Source organism: Verrucomicrobiota bacterium, from assembly GCA_038744685.1.
Lineage (GTDB): Bacteria > Verrucomicrobiota > Verrucomicrobiia > Opitutales > Puniceicoccaceae > Puniceicoccus.
Genome location: JBCDMB010000011.1, coordinates 41,943 through 59,623 on the forward strand (window position 1 = coordinate 41,943; position 17,681 = coordinate 59,623).

The window sequence follows — 17,681 nt, forward strand, 5'->3', positions numbered from 1 at the left end:
ATGAACCACAGAGGGCACGAAAAACACGAAGGAACTGAAGAGTGTTAAAGCTATCGACCCCATTCACGTCGCAACAAATCCTGACCTACATGAAACTCGCGCAAATCCATCTCGGGCTGATTCTCAACTTCAACGTTTCTACACTCAAGGACGGTATCAAGCGCCTCATTCTCTAGCCCTCAGATTCTCTGTGCTCTCCGAGTCCTTCGTGGTTGCCCAACTCGCAGATTCAAATCCAAAACACCACCCATGTCACACGCCACGGTAGCCGATCCCTCAGTCGATAAAGAATTTCTCATCGCTGAGCAGAAAAAGTATTTCACTTTCATGAATCTGGCCTTCCTGATGACGGCTTTGACGGGCATCGAGCTGGTGATCATTTTCCTCCCCTTTCCCGGCTCGTGGTTGATTTTTGGTTCTCTGATTTTTTTGTCCCTCGTAAAGTTTGTCGGCGTGATTTTTTGGTTCATGCACCTCATTTACGACGGGAAATTGCTGACCATAATTTTTCTCTTCGGCATGGCACTCGCATCCGGAACCGCCGCCGCCCTTCTGCTCCTTTTCGACGACAAGCACATCGACAAAGATCTACCGTTCTACCAGGAAGCTGAACTTATGGAAAGCGATGGTGCCGGGCATTGAATATCGAGCCGGTTCTTTTCCTTGCTGAGGGGGCATAGGGAGCCACCCAAAGGCGCCACGGACCGAGCTGAAAAACAGCAAAGAGACAGCTTCACCCTGGAGATGAGAGTTTCGCTTTTGGCATCGACCTTTTTCGCATCCTGACGCTACACAAGACTCAGTGGAAGCCGCTGCACAGGTTTTGGAGTCTTTGCCCTGGTTGGGGTGGGTTTTCGCTTTTGTCCTAGGTTCAATCGTCGGGAGCTTCCTCAATGTCTGTATCTACCGGATTCCCGAAGGTAAATCAGTCATATTTCCCGGCTCGAAATGTGCCTGCGGAAAATCAATCTCTTGGTATGACAATATTCCTATTCTGAGCTGGTTCATCCTCCGGGGAAATGCCCGCTGCTGCGACCTCCGTTTTTCTATCCGCTACCCCTTTGTCGAGTTTCTAACCGGCTGCCTTTTCCTAGCTTCTTGGCTAATTGCACCAATCCCTGTAGCACTCTGCTGGTGGGTGTTCTTCGCACTCCTCGTGCCTGCAGTCTTCATCGATCTCGATCATTTCATCATTCCGGATCGTTTTTCGGTTGGTGGAATGTTTGTCGGAGTCTTTTTGTCGGCTTTAGTCCCTGAGCTCCACGATTTTGCCAATCCCGGAGGTGTTGCCACGTTCTCCGGGTTGAGCACTGCGGTTATCGGCGCACTCGTTGGATCTGCCGTCCTGTATTGGTTCGGAGCCATTGCGGAGATTATCTTTCGAAAAGAGGCACTCGGCCAGGGCGACGTAAAATTGGCGGGCTGTTTCGGCGCTTTTTGTGGTTGGGAGGGTGCGGTATTCTCCCTTTTTGGCGGTGCGGTGATAGGAACCGTTGTTCTTCTCCCCATTCTCCTCTGGAAGCGGGTCAGTGGAGATGGGGAAAAATCAATCGAACCCCCCAAGAACGATGGTCGGGAAGGGGAGTCGGAAGAAGAAAGTGAAACTCTTGGCTTCGGAACGGCAGTTCCATTTGGACCCATGCTCTGCCTCGCGGTAACGCTTTACGTATTCTGGCTTAGAGAGCCAGTGCGAAACTGGATTGCCGATGTCGGCGATCTGCTACGAGTTCTTTTGTAGCAATGCCTCGACCCTGCATCAAGAAACCCCTTTCTCACGAACCCACCTTCCTGTTTGAAGGATGACAAAATAATCAATATCGTTCCTGCTTTCTAAGACCATCTCCGTGCGCTTTCGAACTTTCATCATCTCCGTCCTAGTGATCTTTGTTTCGGTCCAGATGGTGTTTCTGTACATCCGTGCCCCTCATCTCGATGGTGTCTTTTCAGTCTCCTTCTGGCGTAATTTGGGCAAAGTCGGATACGTAATGCTGCTGGCCGAGGAGTCCTACGTCAGCGAATCACGGTCACACTTTGATCAACTGGGCGACAATGCTCTCCATGGTTTGATCGGAGGACTGGACTCTTACTCGACCTATTTGACCGATTCCGAATTCGAAACCTACGACATCCCTACTCGACAGTCCTATGGAGGGATCGGGGCAGAAGTACGGGAAGTCGAAGGAAAAGTCTATATTATGGGCCTGAATCCACAGGGTGGAGCTCGTGAGGTAGGGTTTCTCGCCGGTGATTGGATCGTGGAGGTAGATGGCCAAGACGTGAGCATGGAAGGAACGGGGGGAGTAGTCGCACTCTTGCGTGGGGAACCAAAGACTACTGTCCAAGTCGGGGTGCGACGAGAGGGTGAAGCAGAAGTTTTGCGCAGATCTGTCGAAAGGAGACAGCTTACCTTCGCGAGCATAGGCGACGTAGAATTGCTCGAAGGAAATGTCGGTTACATCCCCGTGGGGATCTTTGGACAACGGACTGCCGACGAATTACGGGAGGCCATAGGAAAGATGGTAGAGGACAACGTGTCCGGCCTGATTCTGGATTTACGCAACAATCCGGGAGGGCTGCTCACCGCTGCACAGGAAATGATCGACCTCTTTGTCCCGGCGAATCAGACGGTCTTGTCCGTAGAGGGAAGGGGCGCTGGGGTCGTGCAGCAATTTCGAACGACGGAGCCTGTCTTTGTCCCTGAGTATCTTCCCATCGTCATTCTGCAGAACCGCTTCAGCGCATCCGCTTCTGAGATTCTCGCCGGTGTCCTTCAATCTCTAGGACGAGCCGTTGTGGTTGGAGAAGTGTCTCATGGAAAAGGATCGGTGCAATCCGTCTTCCAGTTTGAGGGAGGCGACGGGCTTTCCCTGACGACGGCTCGGTATATTTTACCAGACGGTCGGGCAATCGAAGGAGTTGGACTCGAGCCGGACATGGTAGTCGACCTGAGTGAAGAGGACATTCTTCGGCTATCCATCCAATCCAGTCACGATTTCGGGCTCTCCGAAGATGAGTTCGTGGAACGTTTTGGATTCACTCCTGTGGAGGATGAGACTCTTGAGACCGCTCGAAGGTTAATCACCGGCGAGCAGCGAGACTATGATCCTCGGAGTTGAGAGTTCCTGCGATGAATCAGCTCTTGCCGTCTTCGATCCTTCCCAAGGGATAGTTTGGTCCGTCGTCCATAGCCAACTCGATATACATCGTGAATTTGGAGGCGTGGTTCCCGATCTTGCAGCGCGAGAACACCTAGGGCACTTCTCCCGTTTGTTCCTCGAATTCCGCAGGTCTATTGACCCCAACGAGATCACTCAGGTAGCGGTAACACGCGGTCCAGGCCTTGCCGGATGCCTTGCAGTAGGGATTGCAGCCGCCAAGGGATTTTCGATCTACAACGACTGTCCAATCGTTGGTGTGAACCATTTAGTCGGGCATGCATGGTCTCCTTTTCTCGGGATACACACAGCAGCTCCCAGTTCTTTTCGCGAGGAAGTAGATCAGCTGCTTCCACACCTCGGTTTGATCGTGAGCGGGGGTAACACCCTGTTATTCCGTATCGAGAAAGACCTGGAACTCTCGATCCTTGCCGAAACCCGAGACGATGCAGCGGGTGAAGCACTCGATAAAGGAGCAAAGCTTCTTGGCTTGCCCTACCCCGGAGGCGTCGAGATCGAAAGGTTGGCGCAGGAAGGAAACCCTCGAGCATTTCAATTCCCTCGAGCCTTTGCTGATTCCACTGATCGAGCTTTCAGTTTCAGTGGGGTAAAAACGAGCCTTCGCTACCGGTTGGAAAAAATGGATTCTTTGTCAATCAAGAGTTCCATGAACGACCTTTGTGCCTCCTACCAAGAAGCGGTGGTCGACGCGTTGTGCCGAAAAGTCGAGCAAGTGCTCAAGGGAGAGGAAACGATCCGAAGCCTCGGTCTTTCAGGAGGTGTGGCCAATAACCGCTCTCTGCGCAGCCGTTTCACTGCAATTGGTGAAGAAAAAAAACTTCCGGCCTTAATTGCCGATCCTGAACTGACAGGAGACAATGCAGCGATGATTGCGTTTGCGGCTTTCGCCGATTCCGATCGGGTCGCAGAAGATGGGGATTCGCTTTCCTTCGAGCCTTCGCTCCAGCTAACCGAGTGATACCGACTCGATTTGATTCCTCCAAAGACGAGTGCTCTAAAAAGTGCTGGCTCCCGTTCGCTCCATAATCCAATAAAGCACCTTCCTGAAGGCCGAAGGATCGTGGTATTTGTCAAAGCTCAGGCTCGTGACCAAATCCGAAGGAACACCCTCGCTGCCCTGACGAGAATCATCCCCCCACACGAACGAAAAGTAGTCACCCGCCTCCACAAAAACCGGTGAACTGATCGGTCCAGACAGCGAAACGTTGGTCTCAAGATTGTAGTTATCCAGATTGCGACGAGTCCAGTTGGCGGAGCCAAGAATAAGGGTGGCTCGATTTCCTCCGTATCGAAAGAGCGCCATTTTCGTGTGAAACTGCTCACCGCTTGTCCGGAACCATCTTACCTCGACTCCCCGTTGAACCAACCATTGCGCCACCTGACGGTTGGGGATGCCGTTCTTCTTACGTCCAAACGCATCTTCACTAGGATCCAACAAGAGGCGAACAGTCGCACCCCGTTCTTCTGCTTCGACCAGAGCTCTTTTGAGTTCGAAATCTGAAAAATAAAAAAGGGCGAGGTCCAACTCATCCCCTTTACCAAGCCCACCAATTTGATCCAGAAGCTCCCGTTTGATCGCTTTCTCCGTAATGATTTTCGCCTCCAGACTCTCCTCATCCTTAACCTCATCGATGGTCTCCGTTTTGAGCACCTTCTGAATCTCCAAAGGAAAGTCCTCACCCGTAGACATACGGTAGACTGCCTCCTCAGAACGGAGTAGATCCACTGCCAAGGGGCCCGAAAATTCAAGAGCAACATTTCCATGTAAGCTACTAGCACTGTGAGGATTAGCGGAAGTCACCAAACCGAAAGTGTCTCCCTCGTTCATTCCGATAATCAACAGTTTGCGATGATTGGCCTTGAAATTCAGCATTTCGAGGAACGCATGAAGTCCGATCCTACCCTCCCCTAAAGGGTTTTTGACCAGTTGACCTCGCGGGCTTCCCCACCAACCGAAAAAAGCGCGCCAGAATGCGGAGTAAGCCAGATTACTATCCCGTAGCTGGCGAAGATCCGTCAAAACAACTTCTACTCCACTTTGATCAAGCTTTTCGAAAAGCGGTTGATCTATGCCACCGTAGAGGGTGTTGAGCGGATCCGTGATCAAGATCACCGGCATCGCTGGGCTCGCACGCTTCGCCTCTACTAGTGCTTCGACAAAACGGGACGACAAAGAGTCATCTTTCTCCACGCCTTCTGGAGGACCACCAGCAAACTCATTGATCAAAAAAAAGTCTGCAACAATGAATCGGTCCGCAGAACGGATCTGCTGAAGAACGGTCTCAAAAATCTCCTGACTCACCCAGCGTTCACCACCCGAACGCTCTGCCGTGATGTCGGCATAGAACTTCACGCTTTCCGGACTCAGAAAACGAACGGGCCCACGTTCGTTGAGTCCGGACGGGACAGACTTTCGAAAATGAAAAATACCTACAGCGGCCACCACACAGAGAATGAGTAACAGGAAGAGCAGCGCTACCTTCATCAATGGCATCGTAACCAATCGACTAGTCCACTCCAGCCACAAAAAGCATCAGGTAGATCGCCACCAGAATCAAAACCGATCCACTTGCCCGGGCCGCCAACACCCATTTGGCCAACTTTCCTTCGCGGTTCCCAAAAAAAGATCCAATCAACACTACAAGAATTACGGCCCATAACCCGCGGCTCGAGTAGATCGTATTCACCACAATCGGATTCTCGACCACCAATGCAAGCCCGAGCAGAAGAGCTTGAAAAGCCAGCAAGAATCCACCCAACCCCAACCACTTCCATGCAGAAACGGGAATCGCCCGTAACGGCGCACTAAAGAAAGGAATCAGGACAACAGACATCACTGCAACCGTCAGAAACGTAATCACAAGAAACGCTGGCCTCCCAAAAGCCGGTGACCACTCCGATACAAGATTGTCGCTCATCGAAAAAAACGAACACGAGACAAACGCCCAACCAATGGCCTTCCAGACAGAAGCCCTACTCCCTTCCGAGTCAGGTGTGATTCCAAGAAGAACGACTGCGCCTCCCGCTAAAACCACCGCAACCCAACCCATCATACTCAATTCCCTCCCAAAGAAAAGACTCCCATAGACCGCAACAAGAATCACTTTGGTGCCCATCGTCGGGGTGACTATTGACACATCCCCCACTCGGATTGCGACAAAAGTGAAGACTTGCCCAAGGAAAAAGAAGAGACCTCCAATCAGTGGAAGATGGAGATTACCCCATTGGATCGGTTCTCCTTCTAAGGGAAGAAGCCCAATGATCATGAATCCCATCATTATATTTGAAACGAACAGCACTCGCATCAATCCGACACCATCCTGAAACGCTTTTTTCAAAAAGAGGGAAGAAAGCGCATACAAGAATCCCGCCAGCAGCGGGAGGAGGATTAGGACTAGAGACATTCAGAGACGAGAAACTGTCCGAGCTTGAGTCCGGACACTGCAGATCCCTCAACACGAGGCCCTCCGAATCCATCACCCGCTAGCCCAAGGGAATACTCGCTGCTCCAATAGTAGCCGCAATCCAAACCGCGCAGCGGCACATTGAACTTCCAGCGATGAACTGAACCCTCGACAACGGTCGATCCAAGATGGACTTCCGCAGCCTCTTGTAAGAGAGGTAACCTTTCATCGTCCGGGGCATCCCAATACTCTCGCGCAAAAGCGGGAGTGCTATGCACCGTGACGGTCGAAACGCCGGGAGAAATCCCTTTGCGGGTATTGTCGCCGAGCCACTCAATCGGCTCCCCCGACAGCTTCACGCCACCGGGCTCCGGCAACCCACTTGGACCATCGAGAACGAGAAGAGCAGTCAAACAGGGCTCATAGCCAACGGCTTGGATAGCAGTCCAATCGTGGGCTGGAAGCGATATTCTGGAGCCATCCAAAAGGGCCACCGCTTGCGGGACCGGAGCGGTCACGATCAGCGTATCCGTCTCGTAGGTCTCCCCATTTTCAACCTTTACTCTCCAGCGGTTTCCATCCCAACGTGTCGATTCTACCCGAACCGAACGCTCCACATCCAGCTCCGCCCCTAAGCCCTTTGGCACCTCGGTCATGCCCGAGATCCCTACGTAGCGAGGATGGCCTCCCGGAGTCGAATCCCACGGCGCCTCCCGAAACCACTCGCGAATCCATCCTTTTTCCAACCATTCTTCGACCCAGACGCCAAACTCGGGTGTGCGGACCGTAAAAAACTGTGCCCCATGATCAAGGCGACCTCCCGCCATCCGCCGCGTCGCCATCCGACCGCCAAAACCGCGGCCCTTCTCCAAGACCTTCACTGAAACACCGGCCCGTTGAAGCGTAACCGCCGCCAAAAGCCCGGCAATCCCTGCACCGACTATGAGAACTCTGCTCTGGCTCCTTTTCATCCCGGAAAGGGAGTCAGCCTTTCGTTGAAAGCGCAAGTTAGTCGGGGGATTGATGTTTACGGAGTCCGACTTGAGGAATCACTGGTCTACCGCAATCGTGGATTATGTCTTTGCAAGCCTGCAAGAAGAGAGTGGTGATGACCCAACGGTGGAAAGATCTTCTGTTCCTCCATTGGAGATTCGAGGAAGGAGCAATCGCAAAGACACTACCGGAGGGTCTGAGAGTGGATACGTTTGACGGCTCGGCATGGGTGGGGATCGTACCATTCCAGATGGAAAAGGTGCGGGTGCTCGGTTTTCCACTTCCAGGAAAGCGAAGTGCCTTCCCTGAACTCAACCTTCGCACCTATGTAAGGGATTGGAAAGACAGGCCTGGAGTATGGTTTTACTCCCTTGACGCCGGAGCCCCTTTCGCAGTCTGGGGGGCGCGGGTTTTCTTTCACCTGAACTACAAAAATGCGAGGATGAGCGTCAGCGTGGTGGATGACAGCATTCACTACCGGTCAGAACGACGAAACCGCCATACCGAGAATCCCATCGACGAGTTTATCTGGAGGCGCCCTTCCGAGGGTCTTCAAACTGCAAGGCCCGAGACACTGGAATATTTTCTTCTCGAACGATATCGCCTTTTTGCCTCAAACCCACGCAACGAAAAGCTGTATACGGGAACCGTATCCCACGAGCCCTATCGCTTCGCACCCGTTACCCCAGATAAGTGGACAGCACATCTTTTTCCCCTCAATGGGTTCGAGCCTCTTGAAAGACCTCCAGAATCCTGTCTCGCCTCTCCGGGGTTCCCGGTAAGGATTCATCCTCTGGAAAAGGTGTCCTGACTTTCTCATTTGGGTATCCATATTTTTGGCTCAGAGGGATTGGCATCTTCCGGCAGGAACTTCAAAGATCCTCCGGCCACCCGAGCGAGGATAGCCGCGTCGAGATAATCATCCATCTTGGCCTTCTTGAGTGGCTGACAATTCGTTGCGTTTTGCAGACTCTCATCGAAATCCAAATCAAACCGCCGCAAAATCTCCATCCGCTTGAGAATCCCTTCGGCAGTATGCTTGCTACCCATATCGTGACTACCGGATAGTGCTTGAAAACACACCTCTGGGTGAGACTCGCGCAGATCGACCGTTGGAGACCTCGCCAAAAACTCCTCTACCTCCCGAATCTTAGGGACGAGGTTCCACGCCTGGATAGAGAACCCTTTTCCGACTTCAGCACGGTTCGTTTCTAAGGCTTTCGAGTAACTTGGAGAACGACTCGCGTTTCCCGAAGGAGGAGAAAAGACACTTGAGCTTCTTCCTTTTCCAATTCGCCTCCGCGCCTCACTATCGCACCGACGGAACGGCTGTTCGCGAGTAGGAAGTCCAATCGGTATATCGATCAAGACAAGACTTGATCCAACTTCTTGGAATAGCCCGCGGAGAGAATCTAGAAACGACCAACGATAACCCGATTGGTCCCACGCGGCCAGGATCCAGCCACCGGAGCAGCCGTCGATCCCGTACCCGTTGGTCTCCAAACCCTGGACCCAGAACTACCCTTTCAGGTAGCTTCCCAACATCCAGCAAGTCTTCTCGTGGACTTGAATCCGAGCAATCATCAAGTCCTCCGTTTCCTTGTCATTCGCGGAACCAGCGGCATCGCGCGCCTCCGCCAGATGAGCGATGAGGAGTTTGTTTTGCCCAATTAGCTTTTCTACCATCGTTTTTGCCGGAGCATCTTCGACGATCTCTTCAAAACCAGCCATCTGTGCCAGGTTTGCGAGACCTCCGGGTGAATAGGCACCCAGCGCACGGATTCTCTCTGCGATTTCATCCACTGCGGTGAACAGCTCGGTATACTGCTCTTCGAAGGCGGTATGGAGCGTGAAAAAGCTCGGTCCCTCCACGTTCCAGTGACAGAGCTGAGTCTGCCCGAGAAGGGCATAGCAATCAGCAACGACTTGCCGGAGAGAGTCAACGACACGGGTGTGAGTATCAGTTACTACAGTCATAGACGGAGGATACTTAGGAAGGTGAATAGATGCAACCAAGGTCCGACGAAGAAAAGGCTTTGCACTCTTCCGGGCTCCTGCCAACTGTTACCTTGATGAGCGCTGAATCCGAAAAAGGCGGTGGGCAAACCCGGCAAATCAATCTTCAGGACCTGGTCAACCAATTCATGGGCGGGCTCCAACGCCATTTTGATATGCTGGCTTTCAACCTAGCCGCTAGACAACGGGCCGAAGAAGAGGATTACGACAGGATCGCGAAAGGTGTGTTTATCATGCCTGCCGGACGCGCTCACCAGAACTTTGAGCAAACCCAAGCCTACGCGCGAGACCTACTGATTCGGCAGGTGGTAGGTGATGCCATGAATCTAAGTGTAACCTGCCTCAACAATGCCCATCTCTTTCTATCTCTCGCAAAAGCAAACCGTGATCTACCTGGGCAGCAAAAGGAGATTCAGGATCAAGCCCAGACAGCGCAGAAAGCATTCGTGCAAGCGCCCCTTGACCAGAAATTTGACGCTCTCGAGAGAGATTACGACATTCGCTGTGAGCTGGAGGATTCCCTGACCTCACTCGGCTTCATCGCCCAAGGATTTATGCGACAAAAGACAAAGGTGGACGCCTCGCAAACCGACGAGAGCGGGGAGTTGGTCGTAGAATTGAAAGCCGTCGACGAATCCACTGTCATCGATCCAGAAGTCCCTCCTCTCCAACCGCAGATGATTGAAAAGCGGAAGGTCTTCCGAGAAGGTGATACGATCTTTTTCACGGACCAAGAACTGCAACTCGTTCTAGTGACCATTGCCTCCTTCGCTCATGCCCTTTTTGCCTCAGTTGCCAATTACGCAAGAGAGGCACAGCAGGGTTGATCCAATTGAATCTCAAATTTGAGATTTCAAATTTCAAATCAGGAGTGTCAGGCTACCTTTTGAACTCCGCTACGAGCGCTGCCACCGTTTCTTTTGCATCACCGTAGAGCATTCTTGTTCTTTCAAGAAAATACAGCTTGTTCACCAGGCCCGAGAATCCGGCGCCCTGTCCTCGCTTGAGAGCGTATACCGTTCGGGCTTCATTGGCCGTGATGATAGGCATCCCGTAGATTGGGCTGGAAGAATCTTCTGACGCTGCAGGATTAACGACATCATTTGCACCAATCACGATAGCCACATCAACGGATGACATCCGCGGGTTGATCGCATCCATCTCGACCAACTGCTCGTAGGGAACATCAGCCTCTGCTAGTAGCACATTCATATGGCCCGGCATCCTGCCAGCCACCGGATGAATCGCGTAGGAGACTTCGGCGCCGTTATCTTCCAGAAGATCGCCCAATTCCTTGACCACGTGTTGAGCCTGAGCAACCGCCATTCCGTATCCAGGTATGATGACTACAGAGCGAGCAGCTTCCAAAACGTAGTAGGCATCCGATACAGAGGCCGCTTTCATCTCACCCTCTACTTCCTCAGTGCTTCCCTGAGTTTCTCCGCCAAACCCGCTGAACAAGACGTTTGCCAGATTGCGGTTCATGGCCTTGCACATAATTAAGGTCAAAATCAGACCTGAGCAGCCTACCAAACAACCGGCAACAATCAGAACATTGTTCTGAATCGCGAATCCCGCTGCCGACGCAGCCAAGCCCGAAAGACTATTGAGCAGCGAAATCACTACCGGCATGTCCCCACCGCCAATAGGCAGCACGCCGAAAATACCAAGGCCTATCCCTGCAACCAGAACCCCTAGAAATATCCCGTACGCGATCGGACTGTCTGGGTAGAGACCGAAAACCGTTCCGCTTGATATCGTTAGCACCACAAGAACAACGGCAATGAGCCGTTGCCTCGGAAGCAGCGTAGGTTTCCCAGATAGCCTTCCCGAGAGCTTTCCCCACGCAACCATACTGCCCGAGAATGTGAGTCCTCCGATCCAGGTAGCCGCCACGATTACAACCGCCAGAAAAGTCGCGTTCTCAACTCCACCAATTCCACCTTCCGAAAAGTATTTTTGATACTCCGCCCAAGCGACGAGAGTAGAAGCCAAACCTCCAAACCCGTTGAAAAGAGCTACCAGTTCCGGCATTCCAGTCATTTTGACCCAACGCGCCCAAATCGCACCAATGACAGCACCAACCCCGAGACCAATCCACACCCACTGGTAATCCATTCCGGACTTAAAAAGGGTGACAACAATCGCCAGCAACATACCCAATGCTGAGATTAGGTTACCTCGACGTGCCGTGTCGGCAGAGCCGAGCATCTTGATCCCGAAGATGAAAAGGATTGCAGCAGCGATGTAAGCGATATTGACGAGAATCGAGCTCACTGTGAGTCCTTCTCCTTCTTCTTGAACATCACTAGCATGCGGTTGGTGACCAGATAGCCGCCCACAACATTTACCGTAGCCAAAACGAGCGCAACAAAGCCAAGAACATGAGAGAACGTCGAATCGGAGAGCCCTGTTGCCATGATCGCACCTACAATTGTGATGCCGGATATCGCGTTCGATCCCGACATAAGTGGCGTGTGAAGTTGGGAAGGAACCTTGGCAATTAACTCAAATCCGAGAAACGCGGCTAGGGTGAAAATAAAGAGTAGTAGTACTAGTTCCATCGTCTTGTGCAGTTGGGGTGTTCAGGATGTCTTGAAAGAATCTTTGATGATTTTGCCATCCTTCACAACGAGGCATCCCTGCAAAATTTCATCGTCTTCCCGGTAGCCAAAACCGTCGGCTCCTTTGTCATAAAAATGATCGATCAAAGCGAGTAGGTTCGAGGCTAGCATTCCCGATGCGTCCCGAGCAACGGTGGCCTCCAGGCACGTAGTGCCAACTATCCTTATTCCCTTGTCCAATTCGACTACTTCTCCTGCAACCGTTCCCTCCACATTGCCTCCACTGTCTGCAGCCAAATCAACGACCAAGGCGCCCGGCCGCATCTGGGCCAACATTTCCTTGGTCACAATCCGGGGAGCAGGCCGCCCAAAAACTTTGGCGGTAGTGATGACCACGTCGGCATTCGCACAGGCTCTCGCCATTCCTTTCTTCTGCAACTCAATCTGTTCAGGACTGAGCTCTTTTGCGTAACCTTGGTCGGTCTGGCCCGTCTTCCCAATATCGATTTTAAAATACTTCGCTCCCAGCGACTTTACCTGCTCCTCCACATCGGGACGGGTGTCGTACGCTTCGACCCTGGCACCAAGGCGTTTCGCAGTCGCAATTGCCTGAAGTCCAGCCACTCCAACTCCGATCACAAAAACGCGAGCCGGAGATATCGTTCCAGCCGGCGTCATCATCATCGGAAACACTTTTCCCAAGAGCTGGGCGGCTGTGATCACAGCTGAAAACCCAGCGAGGCTGGACTGCGAGCTCTGAACATCCATTTTCTGCGCAAGAGTCGTTCGGGGAATCATTTCAAGGCTAATTGCGTTTACGCCTCGCTCGGCAAAGGCCTGAACCAAGTCCGAATTTACCTTCGGGTCCAGAAGGCTGATTGAGAGACTACCCGCCTGATAATCCTTCACCAGGTCCAGATCGGGCGGCCGCACCCCAAGAACAATGTTCGCTCTCGCCAAACCCTCTACCGGAGAGGGCAAAACTGTCGCGCCAACGGATCGGAAATCCTCGTCAGAAAAACCTGACGCCTCCCCGAGACCGGTTTCAACCAAAACCTCCACTGGAACTTCGAACTCGCGGTATTTCTTTACCGTTTCAGGGGAGACGGCACACCGCCTCTCCCCTGCCCGAGACTCATTTGGAATAAAGACTACCATAGAGTAATACCCATTATAAAAACATATCCGATTGCCCCGCATCAACAGAAGCTTTGAGGGATCAGGGGCGTGAAGTGACCAAACCATCGAAGTCTGCCGGAAAAGCAAATTTTATTCGATATACGGAACACGAACCCCGGAATTGAAAGAACTCTCAAACAACTCTTATACCCATTATCCAGTTTGTGAAAGAAGTGGGATCTACTGAGCCAAAATTCCGAAAAGATCGAACGAATCTTCCTGCTCAATCAGACTAAACCAGCTTTGAAGACCTTCCCTCTCTCGCAGTCCTCAGAAATTTCGAACCACCTCAACAGCCCAGTCGAAAAAAACGCCAATCCATTCCGGGTAACCTAGGGCTTTGAAACTTCCACGACAGCTCCCTCGGTTATCGACATCTTTGCGAAGCGTGGCGAACTTCCATACTCGTCAGCAAAAGAATCCGCTACTCTCCGAGCGTCTTCCTCTGAAAAGTCATTGGACCCTAGAGCCATCACTGCGCCACCAAAGCCACCTCCAGTAAGACGTGCACCGAATACGAGATCTTCCTGACTCAACAAGGACACCAAAGTATCCAATTCCGGAATACTATTCTCGAAAAGTTTGGAAGAACTCCAATGCGATTCCTTCAATAGTCGACCCACACCCTCTAAATCAGAGATCTCTAAAAGCCGCACACACTGTTCGACTCGTCGGTTCTCGCCGATGACGTGACGCGCCCGTTTCACGATCACCTCCGGCATGCGATCTTCTACTTCATCAAGTTGCGCCGGTGTCACATGCGCAAGAAACTGAATTTCCGGAAATACTTCCCGAATCATTTCAAAAGCTTGCACGCACTCGCCGTGGCGCTCCGCATACAGGGAATCGACAAGGCTGTGTTTGATTCCTGACTCAAACACCCACAAACACGAGTCTACCGGACCAGCAACCGTCCGAATCGTCTCGTCCGCACAGTCGATATGAACCAGACGATTTTCTTCTCCGAACCCGGACACTCCCTGATCAAGAATTCCACAGGGGACACCGACTACTTCGTTCTCAGCTCGTCTGCAAAGACGGACCCTTTCAAGACGGTCGATGGTTTGACCAGAGAGCTCTTCAAAAGCCAGCGATGACGCCAATTCGAAAGCCGCACTACTGCTTAACCCTGCTCCTGAGGGGATTGCGCTGGACACCAGGAAAGAGAACCCACCATCAAAACTGACACCCTTCTCCCGCAGTAGCTGTAGGACCCCCAACGGATAGCGAAGCCAACCCTCTCCTCGGGAAAGAGCTGACTCGATGTCAGGAAACACTTCTACTTTCGGATTCCCTTCCGAAGCGAAATGGACCTCACCATCCTCTCTTGGAGCAACGCCAACCCTAAGGAACCGATTCACAGCAGCACCTAGAACCTGCCCTCCGTTGTGATCAGTATGGTTCCCTATAAACTCTACTCGGCCAGGGGCACGGGTTACAAAGACAGGCTTCCTTTGAAAGAGGGTTTCAAAAACTCTGTGAACGTCACTCAAGGCTTACGAGGATCAGTCGGTTAATCACGGTAGCAAGAAAAAAGCCCGCCGGATAAACCAGCGGGCTTTGCGAAAAACATCTAAAATTCTTAGAGGAGGTCCTTCAGTCCAGCCCCTGGCTTGAACTTCACGTTCTTGGCAGCCTTGATCTTGATCGCTTCACCAGTTGCAGGATTGTGACCGGAGCGTGCATCACGGCGGACTACAGAGAAGGTTCCGAAACCAACGAGTTGAACGGCCTCTGCCTTGCTGGCATCACCACTCAGCTTCACTTCTTTTCCAGCTGACGCGATGCTGGTTTTGATAGCGTCAAGGACGGCAGTCAAAGAGCGCTCTGCGGCTGCTTTCGAGGTGTCGTCCCCTAAGTTGGATTGGATTTGTTCGACGAGTTCTGCTTTATTCATAATTCGGTTTTAGTCTGTTGAGGTTATTAGATTCGTTCCTATGGAAGCAGGCTTCCAATTTGCTAGTCAACAGGTAAAACGCGCAATTCCCCCTCTATTAGCTGGTCTGAGAGGAATTTACCCTTCTAAAAATCGGGAAATATAAAACGCTGATCCTCTATTGCCTGTCGTGGTCGATCGGGATGCCGTTTTCTTCCATGATCTTTTCGGCTTGAGCGATCTTACTGAGCAGACGCCCCATAGCCTCAATCGGAGCAATTGACTCTTCGTCTGCCAACTGAGTCGCCTTTTTCATCAGCTGCCTCACTGCGATCTCGGCTTGCTGTCGCGTTCCTCCACGACGTTCCATCCAACCCATTAAACTCTCACGGTCCTCTTGGGAAAACTGCTCCTTTTCCATGAATCCGACCATACTTTGAAGGCGACCCTCCGTCAACGGGCCCAAGGTCGAAGCTATGGACTTTCTGAGGAGGTATCCCGTTCAGGCCATATCTCAGGGTCAAGGCCGGGAACACTTCCACCATCAAAGACTGGCGTTGCACCGGACTTGTCCTGCTTATTGTAGTCTCGGATCGTCGAGATTCCTTTCCTCGAAAGAATAATGAGCGCCGTGATGTTTGTCAGCGCCATCAAGCCCATCGTGACGTCAGCCAAGCCCCAAACGACTGGAAGGTCGAGAAGTGCACCAGTCATGACGACTACCAAAACCACCAACCTGAACGGAAAAAGCCCTTTCGGAGTATTTCCATTCAAGAACAGGAAATTGGTCTCCGCGTAACTGTAATTCGCGATAATCGAACTGAAACAGAAAAACAGTATCGAGAGACCGAGAAAATATTTGATCCAAGCACCTAATTCTTCTGACAAAGCAAACTGCATGAGACTGATGCCCGTCCTGCCATCTGCATGCTCAAGTCCCCCAGTCAACAAAATCATCGCCGCGCTCGCTGTGCAGATGACGAAAGTATCCACAAAGACTCCAAGCATTTGGACATATCCTTGGGAGGCAGGGTGATTCGGCACCGGTGTCGCACTTCCCGCGATATTGGCCGCAGACCCCATCCCCGCCTCGTTGGAAAAGAGGCCGCGCGAGATACCATGTCGCATAGCCTGAGCGATGGTGTAGCCGACTACCCCTGCACCTGCTTCCCGAACGCCAAACGCGTCCTGAAAGACGAGCAAAAAGGCACTCGGCACTTCGCTGATATTTAGCACAACGACGAGAAGGGCGATTAGAAGATAGCTGACTGCCATGATCGGAACCAGGATCCCAGCAGTTGTCGCGATCTTTTTCAGACCACCCATGATCACAAAGGCGGTGAGAACGACTACGACGATGCCGATCACGTAAGCCTTCACATCGAATATACCGCCCATTGAATCGACAATGGTGTTGGACTGCACTGCGTTAAAGGCGAAGCCGAAGGCCAAGATCAGCAGGACCGAAAAAAGCATTCCCATTTTTCGCGAGCCTATGCCTTTCTCCATGTAGTAAGCCGGACCACCCCGAAACTCTCCTTCGGAATCCCTGATCTTATACACCTGTGCGAGGGTCGACTCGACCAGAGAGGTCGCCATTCCAAGAAAGGCACTCAACCACATCCAGAATATGGCTCCGGGTCCTCCCATCGTCATTGCAATCACGACTCCGGCAATATTTCCGGTCCCAACACGGGCGGCAAGCGAAGTGCAAAAGGTCTTGAATGGACTGATACCCGAATCAACGTGGCGGCCCTTGTTCAAGACCTTTACCGAGTGAACCAAACGGCGAGCCTGAATGAAACCGAGGACGGTGGTAAAATACAAACCGGAACCGATGAGCGCGAAAACGAGGACCTTCCCCCAAAGGACATCGTTGATTGAATTGATTACGCCCATTAGCGCTTCGTTGATTCTATCCATTAGGTCACCTCGTAAATTCTCTACCCGAATTAGCCTTCCCTAATTGATTTATTCTTCAAACATGGAGATTCCCATGTTTTTCCGCGTCTCCTTAGGGTCAAAGACACGACCGTGCATGACGATATAAACTCCAGGATCAAGAAATTGTGCGGCAAGCACTGCCGAACCGATGTTGAAGACAGCCTCAGAGTCCCGAAACCGATACGGTATCATCGCACCCGTGAAAACAACCGTTTTGCCAGCGGTGTTTCCTACGCTACGTGCAGCTTCTACCATTCGATCTGTTCCGTAGGTGACAACGATTCTTCGGACAGAAGCATTGGTGATGCCAGTTCTGAGAGCTTCCAAATCGGCCTCATCCACCCGGTTACTGTCCTTTGCAAAAACGGACTCGATTTCGTAGGGAACAGAGAGACGGCTATTCGCTAGGATGACCTTGATCTGTGGATCCCCTACCTGGTCGTTGAGCTCGGTTGCGAAATTGACTTTGTCGATGGTTCCTCCGCAAGTAAGGAACAGGATCGGTTCAGGAGCTTTCGCCATCAATGCT

At 52.0% G+C, this 17,681-nt stretch carries 19 protein-coding genes and 1 pseudogene; 7 read left to right on the forward strand and 13 right to left on the reverse strand.

What is annotated here, in order from left to right; genetic code table 11:
* Positions 1 to 31: 31 nt before the first annotated feature.
* From AAGJ81_08365 to tsaD, 5 genes and pseudogenes are all read left to right on the forward strand, one after another.
* A pseudogene (locus tag AAGJ81_08365) lies at positions 32 to 176 on the forward strand (GxxExxY protein).
* A 73-nt stretch (positions 177 to 249) separates the two neighbouring features.
* Positions 250 to 642, forward strand: a complete 393-nt coding sequence (locus AAGJ81_08370) for a cytochrome C oxidase subunit IV family protein (GenBank protein ID MEM0966144.1) — start codon at positions 250 to 252, stop codon at positions 640 to 642.
* Between the two features lie 160 nt (positions 643 to 802).
* Complete coding sequence (locus tag AAGJ81_08375) at positions 803 to 1,738, forward strand: prepilin peptidase (protein ID MEM0966145.1); 936 nt, start codon at positions 803 to 805, stop codon at positions 1,736 to 1,738.
* 106 nt (positions 1,739 to 1,844) lie between these two features.
* Positions 1,845 to 3,116 carry a S41 family peptidase gene (locus AAGJ81_08380; GenBank protein ID MEM0966146.1) on the forward strand — a complete coding sequence of 424 codons (1,272 nt, stop codon included), beginning with the start codon at positions 1,845 to 1,847 and terminating at the stop codon, positions 3,114 to 3,116.
* Complete coding sequence (tsaD, locus tag AAGJ81_08385; GenBank protein ID MEM0966147.1) at positions 3,100 to 4,134, forward strand: tRNA (adenosine(37)-N6)-threonylcarbamoyltransferase complex transferase subunit TsaD; 1,035 nt, start codon at positions 3,100 to 3,102, stop codon at positions 4,132 to 4,134. Before AAGJ81_08380 ends, tsaD begins: the two co-directional genes overlap by 17 nt.
* Positions 4,135 to 4,170: 36 nt before the next feature.
* On the opposite strand, the gene AAGJ81_08390 is transcribed toward tsaD, so the two are convergent.
* From AAGJ81_08390 to AAGJ81_08400, 3 genes are read right to left on the reverse strand one after another with little or no spacing between them, the layout of a single operon-like run.
* Positions 4,171 to 5,661, reverse strand: a complete 1,491-nt coding sequence (locus AAGJ81_08390; protein ID MEM0966148.1) for a phospholipase D-like domain-containing protein — start codon at positions 5,659 to 5,661, stop codon at positions 4,171 to 4,173.
* A gap of 22 nt (positions 5,662 to 5,683) precedes the next feature.
* Positions 5,684 to 6,580, reverse strand: a complete 897-nt coding sequence (locus AAGJ81_08395; GenBank protein MEM0966149.1) for a DMT family transporter — start codon at positions 6,578 to 6,580, stop codon at positions 5,684 to 5,686.
* On the reverse strand, positions 6,571 to 7,551 hold the full coding sequence (locus tag AAGJ81_08400; protein MEM0966150.1) for an FAD-dependent oxidoreductase: 981 nt from the start codon (positions 7,549 to 7,551) through the stop codon (positions 6,571 to 6,573). The genes AAGJ81_08395 and AAGJ81_08400 overlap by 10 nt, the downstream gene beginning before the upstream one ends.
* A 137-nt stretch (positions 7,552 to 7,688) precedes the next feature.
* Between AAGJ81_08400 and AAGJ81_08405 the strand changes: the two genes are divergently transcribed.
* On the forward strand, positions 7,689 to 8,384 hold the full coding sequence (locus AAGJ81_08405; GenBank protein MEM0966151.1) for a DUF2071 domain-containing protein: 696 nt from the start codon (positions 7,689 to 7,691) through the stop codon (positions 8,382 to 8,384).
* A 5-nt stretch (positions 8,385 to 8,389) separates the two neighbouring features.
* Here the strand turns inward: AAGJ81_08405 and AAGJ81_08410 are convergent, their stop codons facing one another.
* Together AAGJ81_08410 and AAGJ81_08415 are read right to left on the reverse strand one after the other, a co-directional pair.
* Positions 8,390 to 9,076 (reverse strand): DUF429 domain-containing protein, encoded by a 687-nt coding sequence (locus AAGJ81_08410; GenBank protein MEM0966152.1) that lies wholly within the window; start codon positions 9,074 to 9,076, stop codon positions 8,390 to 8,392.
* A 15-nt stretch (positions 9,077 to 9,091) separates the two neighbouring features.
* Entirely contained in the window at positions 9,092 to 9,550 is a 459-nt protein-coding gene (locus AAGJ81_08415) for a DNA starvation/stationary phase protection protein (GenBank protein MEM0966153.1), read from the reverse strand.
* A 95-nt stretch (positions 9,551 to 9,645) separates the two neighbouring features.
* Here AAGJ81_08415 and AAGJ81_08420 point away from each other — a divergent pair, with 95 nt between their 5' ends.
* Complete coding sequence (locus AAGJ81_08420) at positions 9,646 to 10,416, forward strand: hypothetical protein (GenBank protein ID MEM0966154.1); 771 nt, start codon at positions 9,646 to 9,648, stop codon at positions 10,414 to 10,416.
* A gap of 52 nt (positions 10,417 to 10,468) precedes the next feature.
* Here AAGJ81_08420 and AAGJ81_08425 read toward each other — a convergent pair whose 3' ends face one another.
* The 8 genes from AAGJ81_08425 to AAGJ81_08460 form a co-directional block, all read right to left on the reverse strand.
* Positions 10,469 to 11,866 (reverse strand): NAD(P)(+) transhydrogenase (Re/Si-specific) subunit beta, encoded by a 1,398-nt coding sequence (locus AAGJ81_08425; protein ID MEM0966155.1) that lies wholly within the window; start codon positions 11,864 to 11,866, stop codon positions 10,469 to 10,471.
* Positions 11,863 to 12,153 (reverse strand): NAD(P) transhydrogenase subunit alpha, encoded by a 291-nt coding sequence (locus AAGJ81_08430; protein ID MEM0966156.1) that lies wholly within the window; start codon positions 12,151 to 12,153, stop codon positions 11,863 to 11,865. Before AAGJ81_08430 ends, AAGJ81_08425 begins: the two co-directional genes overlap by 4 nt.
* A gap of 21 nt (positions 12,154 to 12,174) precedes the next feature.
* A complete protein-coding gene (locus tag AAGJ81_08435; protein ID MEM0966157.1) occupies positions 12,175 to 13,311 on the reverse strand; it encodes an NAD(P) transhydrogenase subunit alpha in 1,137 nt (378 codons plus the stop codon).
* 353 nt (positions 13,312 to 13,664) lie between these two features.
* Positions 13,665 to 14,825 carry a galactokinase gene (galK, locus tag AAGJ81_08440; protein MEM0966158.1) on the reverse strand — a complete coding sequence of 387 codons (1,161 nt, stop codon included), beginning with the start codon at positions 14,823 to 14,825 and terminating at the stop codon, positions 13,665 to 13,667.
* An 89-nt stretch (positions 14,826 to 14,914) separates the two neighbouring features.
* Complete coding sequence (locus tag AAGJ81_08445) at positions 14,915 to 15,229, reverse strand: HU family DNA-binding protein (GenBank protein MEM0966159.1); 315 nt, start codon at positions 15,227 to 15,229, stop codon at positions 14,915 to 14,917.
* A 157-nt stretch (positions 15,230 to 15,386) separates the two neighbouring features.
* Entirely contained in the window at positions 15,387 to 15,629 is a 243-nt protein-coding gene (locus AAGJ81_08450; protein ID MEM0966160.1) for a hypothetical protein, read from the reverse strand.
* A gap of 53 nt (positions 15,630 to 15,682) precedes the next feature.
* Positions 15,683 to 17,131: a sodium:alanine symporter family protein gene (locus AAGJ81_08455; protein ID MEM0966161.1), complete on the reverse strand. Its 1,449-nt coding sequence runs from the start codon at positions 17,129 to 17,131 to the stop codon at positions 15,683 to 15,685.
* Positions 17,132 to 17,179: 48 nt separating this feature from the next.
* Positions 17,180 to 17,674 (reverse strand): asparaginase domain-containing protein, encoded by a 495-nt coding sequence (locus AAGJ81_08460; protein ID MEM0966162.1) that lies wholly within the window; start codon positions 17,672 to 17,674, stop codon positions 17,180 to 17,182.
* Between the last annotated feature and the right edge of the window lie 7 nt (positions 17,675 to 17,681).

Coding starts and splice junctions, on each gene's coding strand:
- AAGJ81_08370 (MEM0966144.1), top strand. CDS start 250: ATGTCACACGCCACGGTAGCCGATCCCTCAGTCGATAAAGAATTTCTC.
- tsaD (MEM0966147.1), top strand. CDS start 3,100: ATGATCCTCGGAGTTGAGAGTTCCTGCGATGAATCAGCTCTTGCCGTC.
- AAGJ81_08390 (MEM0966148.1), bottom strand. CDS start 5,661: ATGAAGGTAGCGCTGCTCTTCCTGTTACTCATTCTCTGTGTGGTGGCC.
- AAGJ81_08395 (MEM0966149.1), bottom strand. CDS start 6,580: ATGTCTCTAGTCCTAATCCTCCTCCCGCTGCTGGCGGGATTCTTGTAT.
- AAGJ81_08400 (MEM0966150.1), bottom strand. CDS start 7,551: ATGAAAAGGAGCCAGAGCAGAGTTCTCATAGTCGGTGCAGGGATTGCC.
- AAGJ81_08405 (MEM0966151.1), top strand. CDS start 7,689: ATGACCCAACGGTGGAAAGATCTTCTGTTCCTCCATTGGAGATTCGAG.
- AAGJ81_08415 (MEM0966153.1), bottom strand. CDS start 9,550: ATGACTGTAGTAACTGATACTCACACCCGTGTCGTTGACTCTCTCCGG.
- AAGJ81_08420 (MEM0966154.1), top strand. CDS start 9,646: ATGAGCGCTGAATCCGAAAAAGGCGGTGGGCAAACCCGGCAAATCAAT.
- AAGJ81_08430 (MEM0966156.1), bottom strand. CDS start 12,153: ATGGAACTAGTACTACTACTCTTTATTTTCACCCTAGCCGCGTTTCTC.
- AAGJ81_08435 (MEM0966157.1), bottom strand. CDS start 13,311: ATGGTAGTCTTTATTCCAAATGAGTCTCGGGCAGGGGAGAGGCGGTGT.
- AAGJ81_08445 (MEM0966159.1), bottom strand. CDS start 15,229: ATGAATAAAGCAGAACTCGTCGAACAAATCCAATCCAACTTAGGGGAC.
- AAGJ81_08450 (MEM0966160.1), bottom strand. CDS start 15,629: ATGGAAAAGGAGCAGTTTTCCCAAGAGGACCGTGAGAGTTTAATGGGT.
- AAGJ81_08455 (MEM0966161.1), bottom strand. CDS start 17,131: ATGGATAGAATCAACGAAGCGCTAATGGGCGTAATCAATTCAATCAAC.
- AAGJ81_08460 (MEM0966162.1), bottom strand. CDS start 17,674: ATGGCGAAAGCTCCTGAACCGATCCTGTTCCTTACTTGCGGAGGAACC.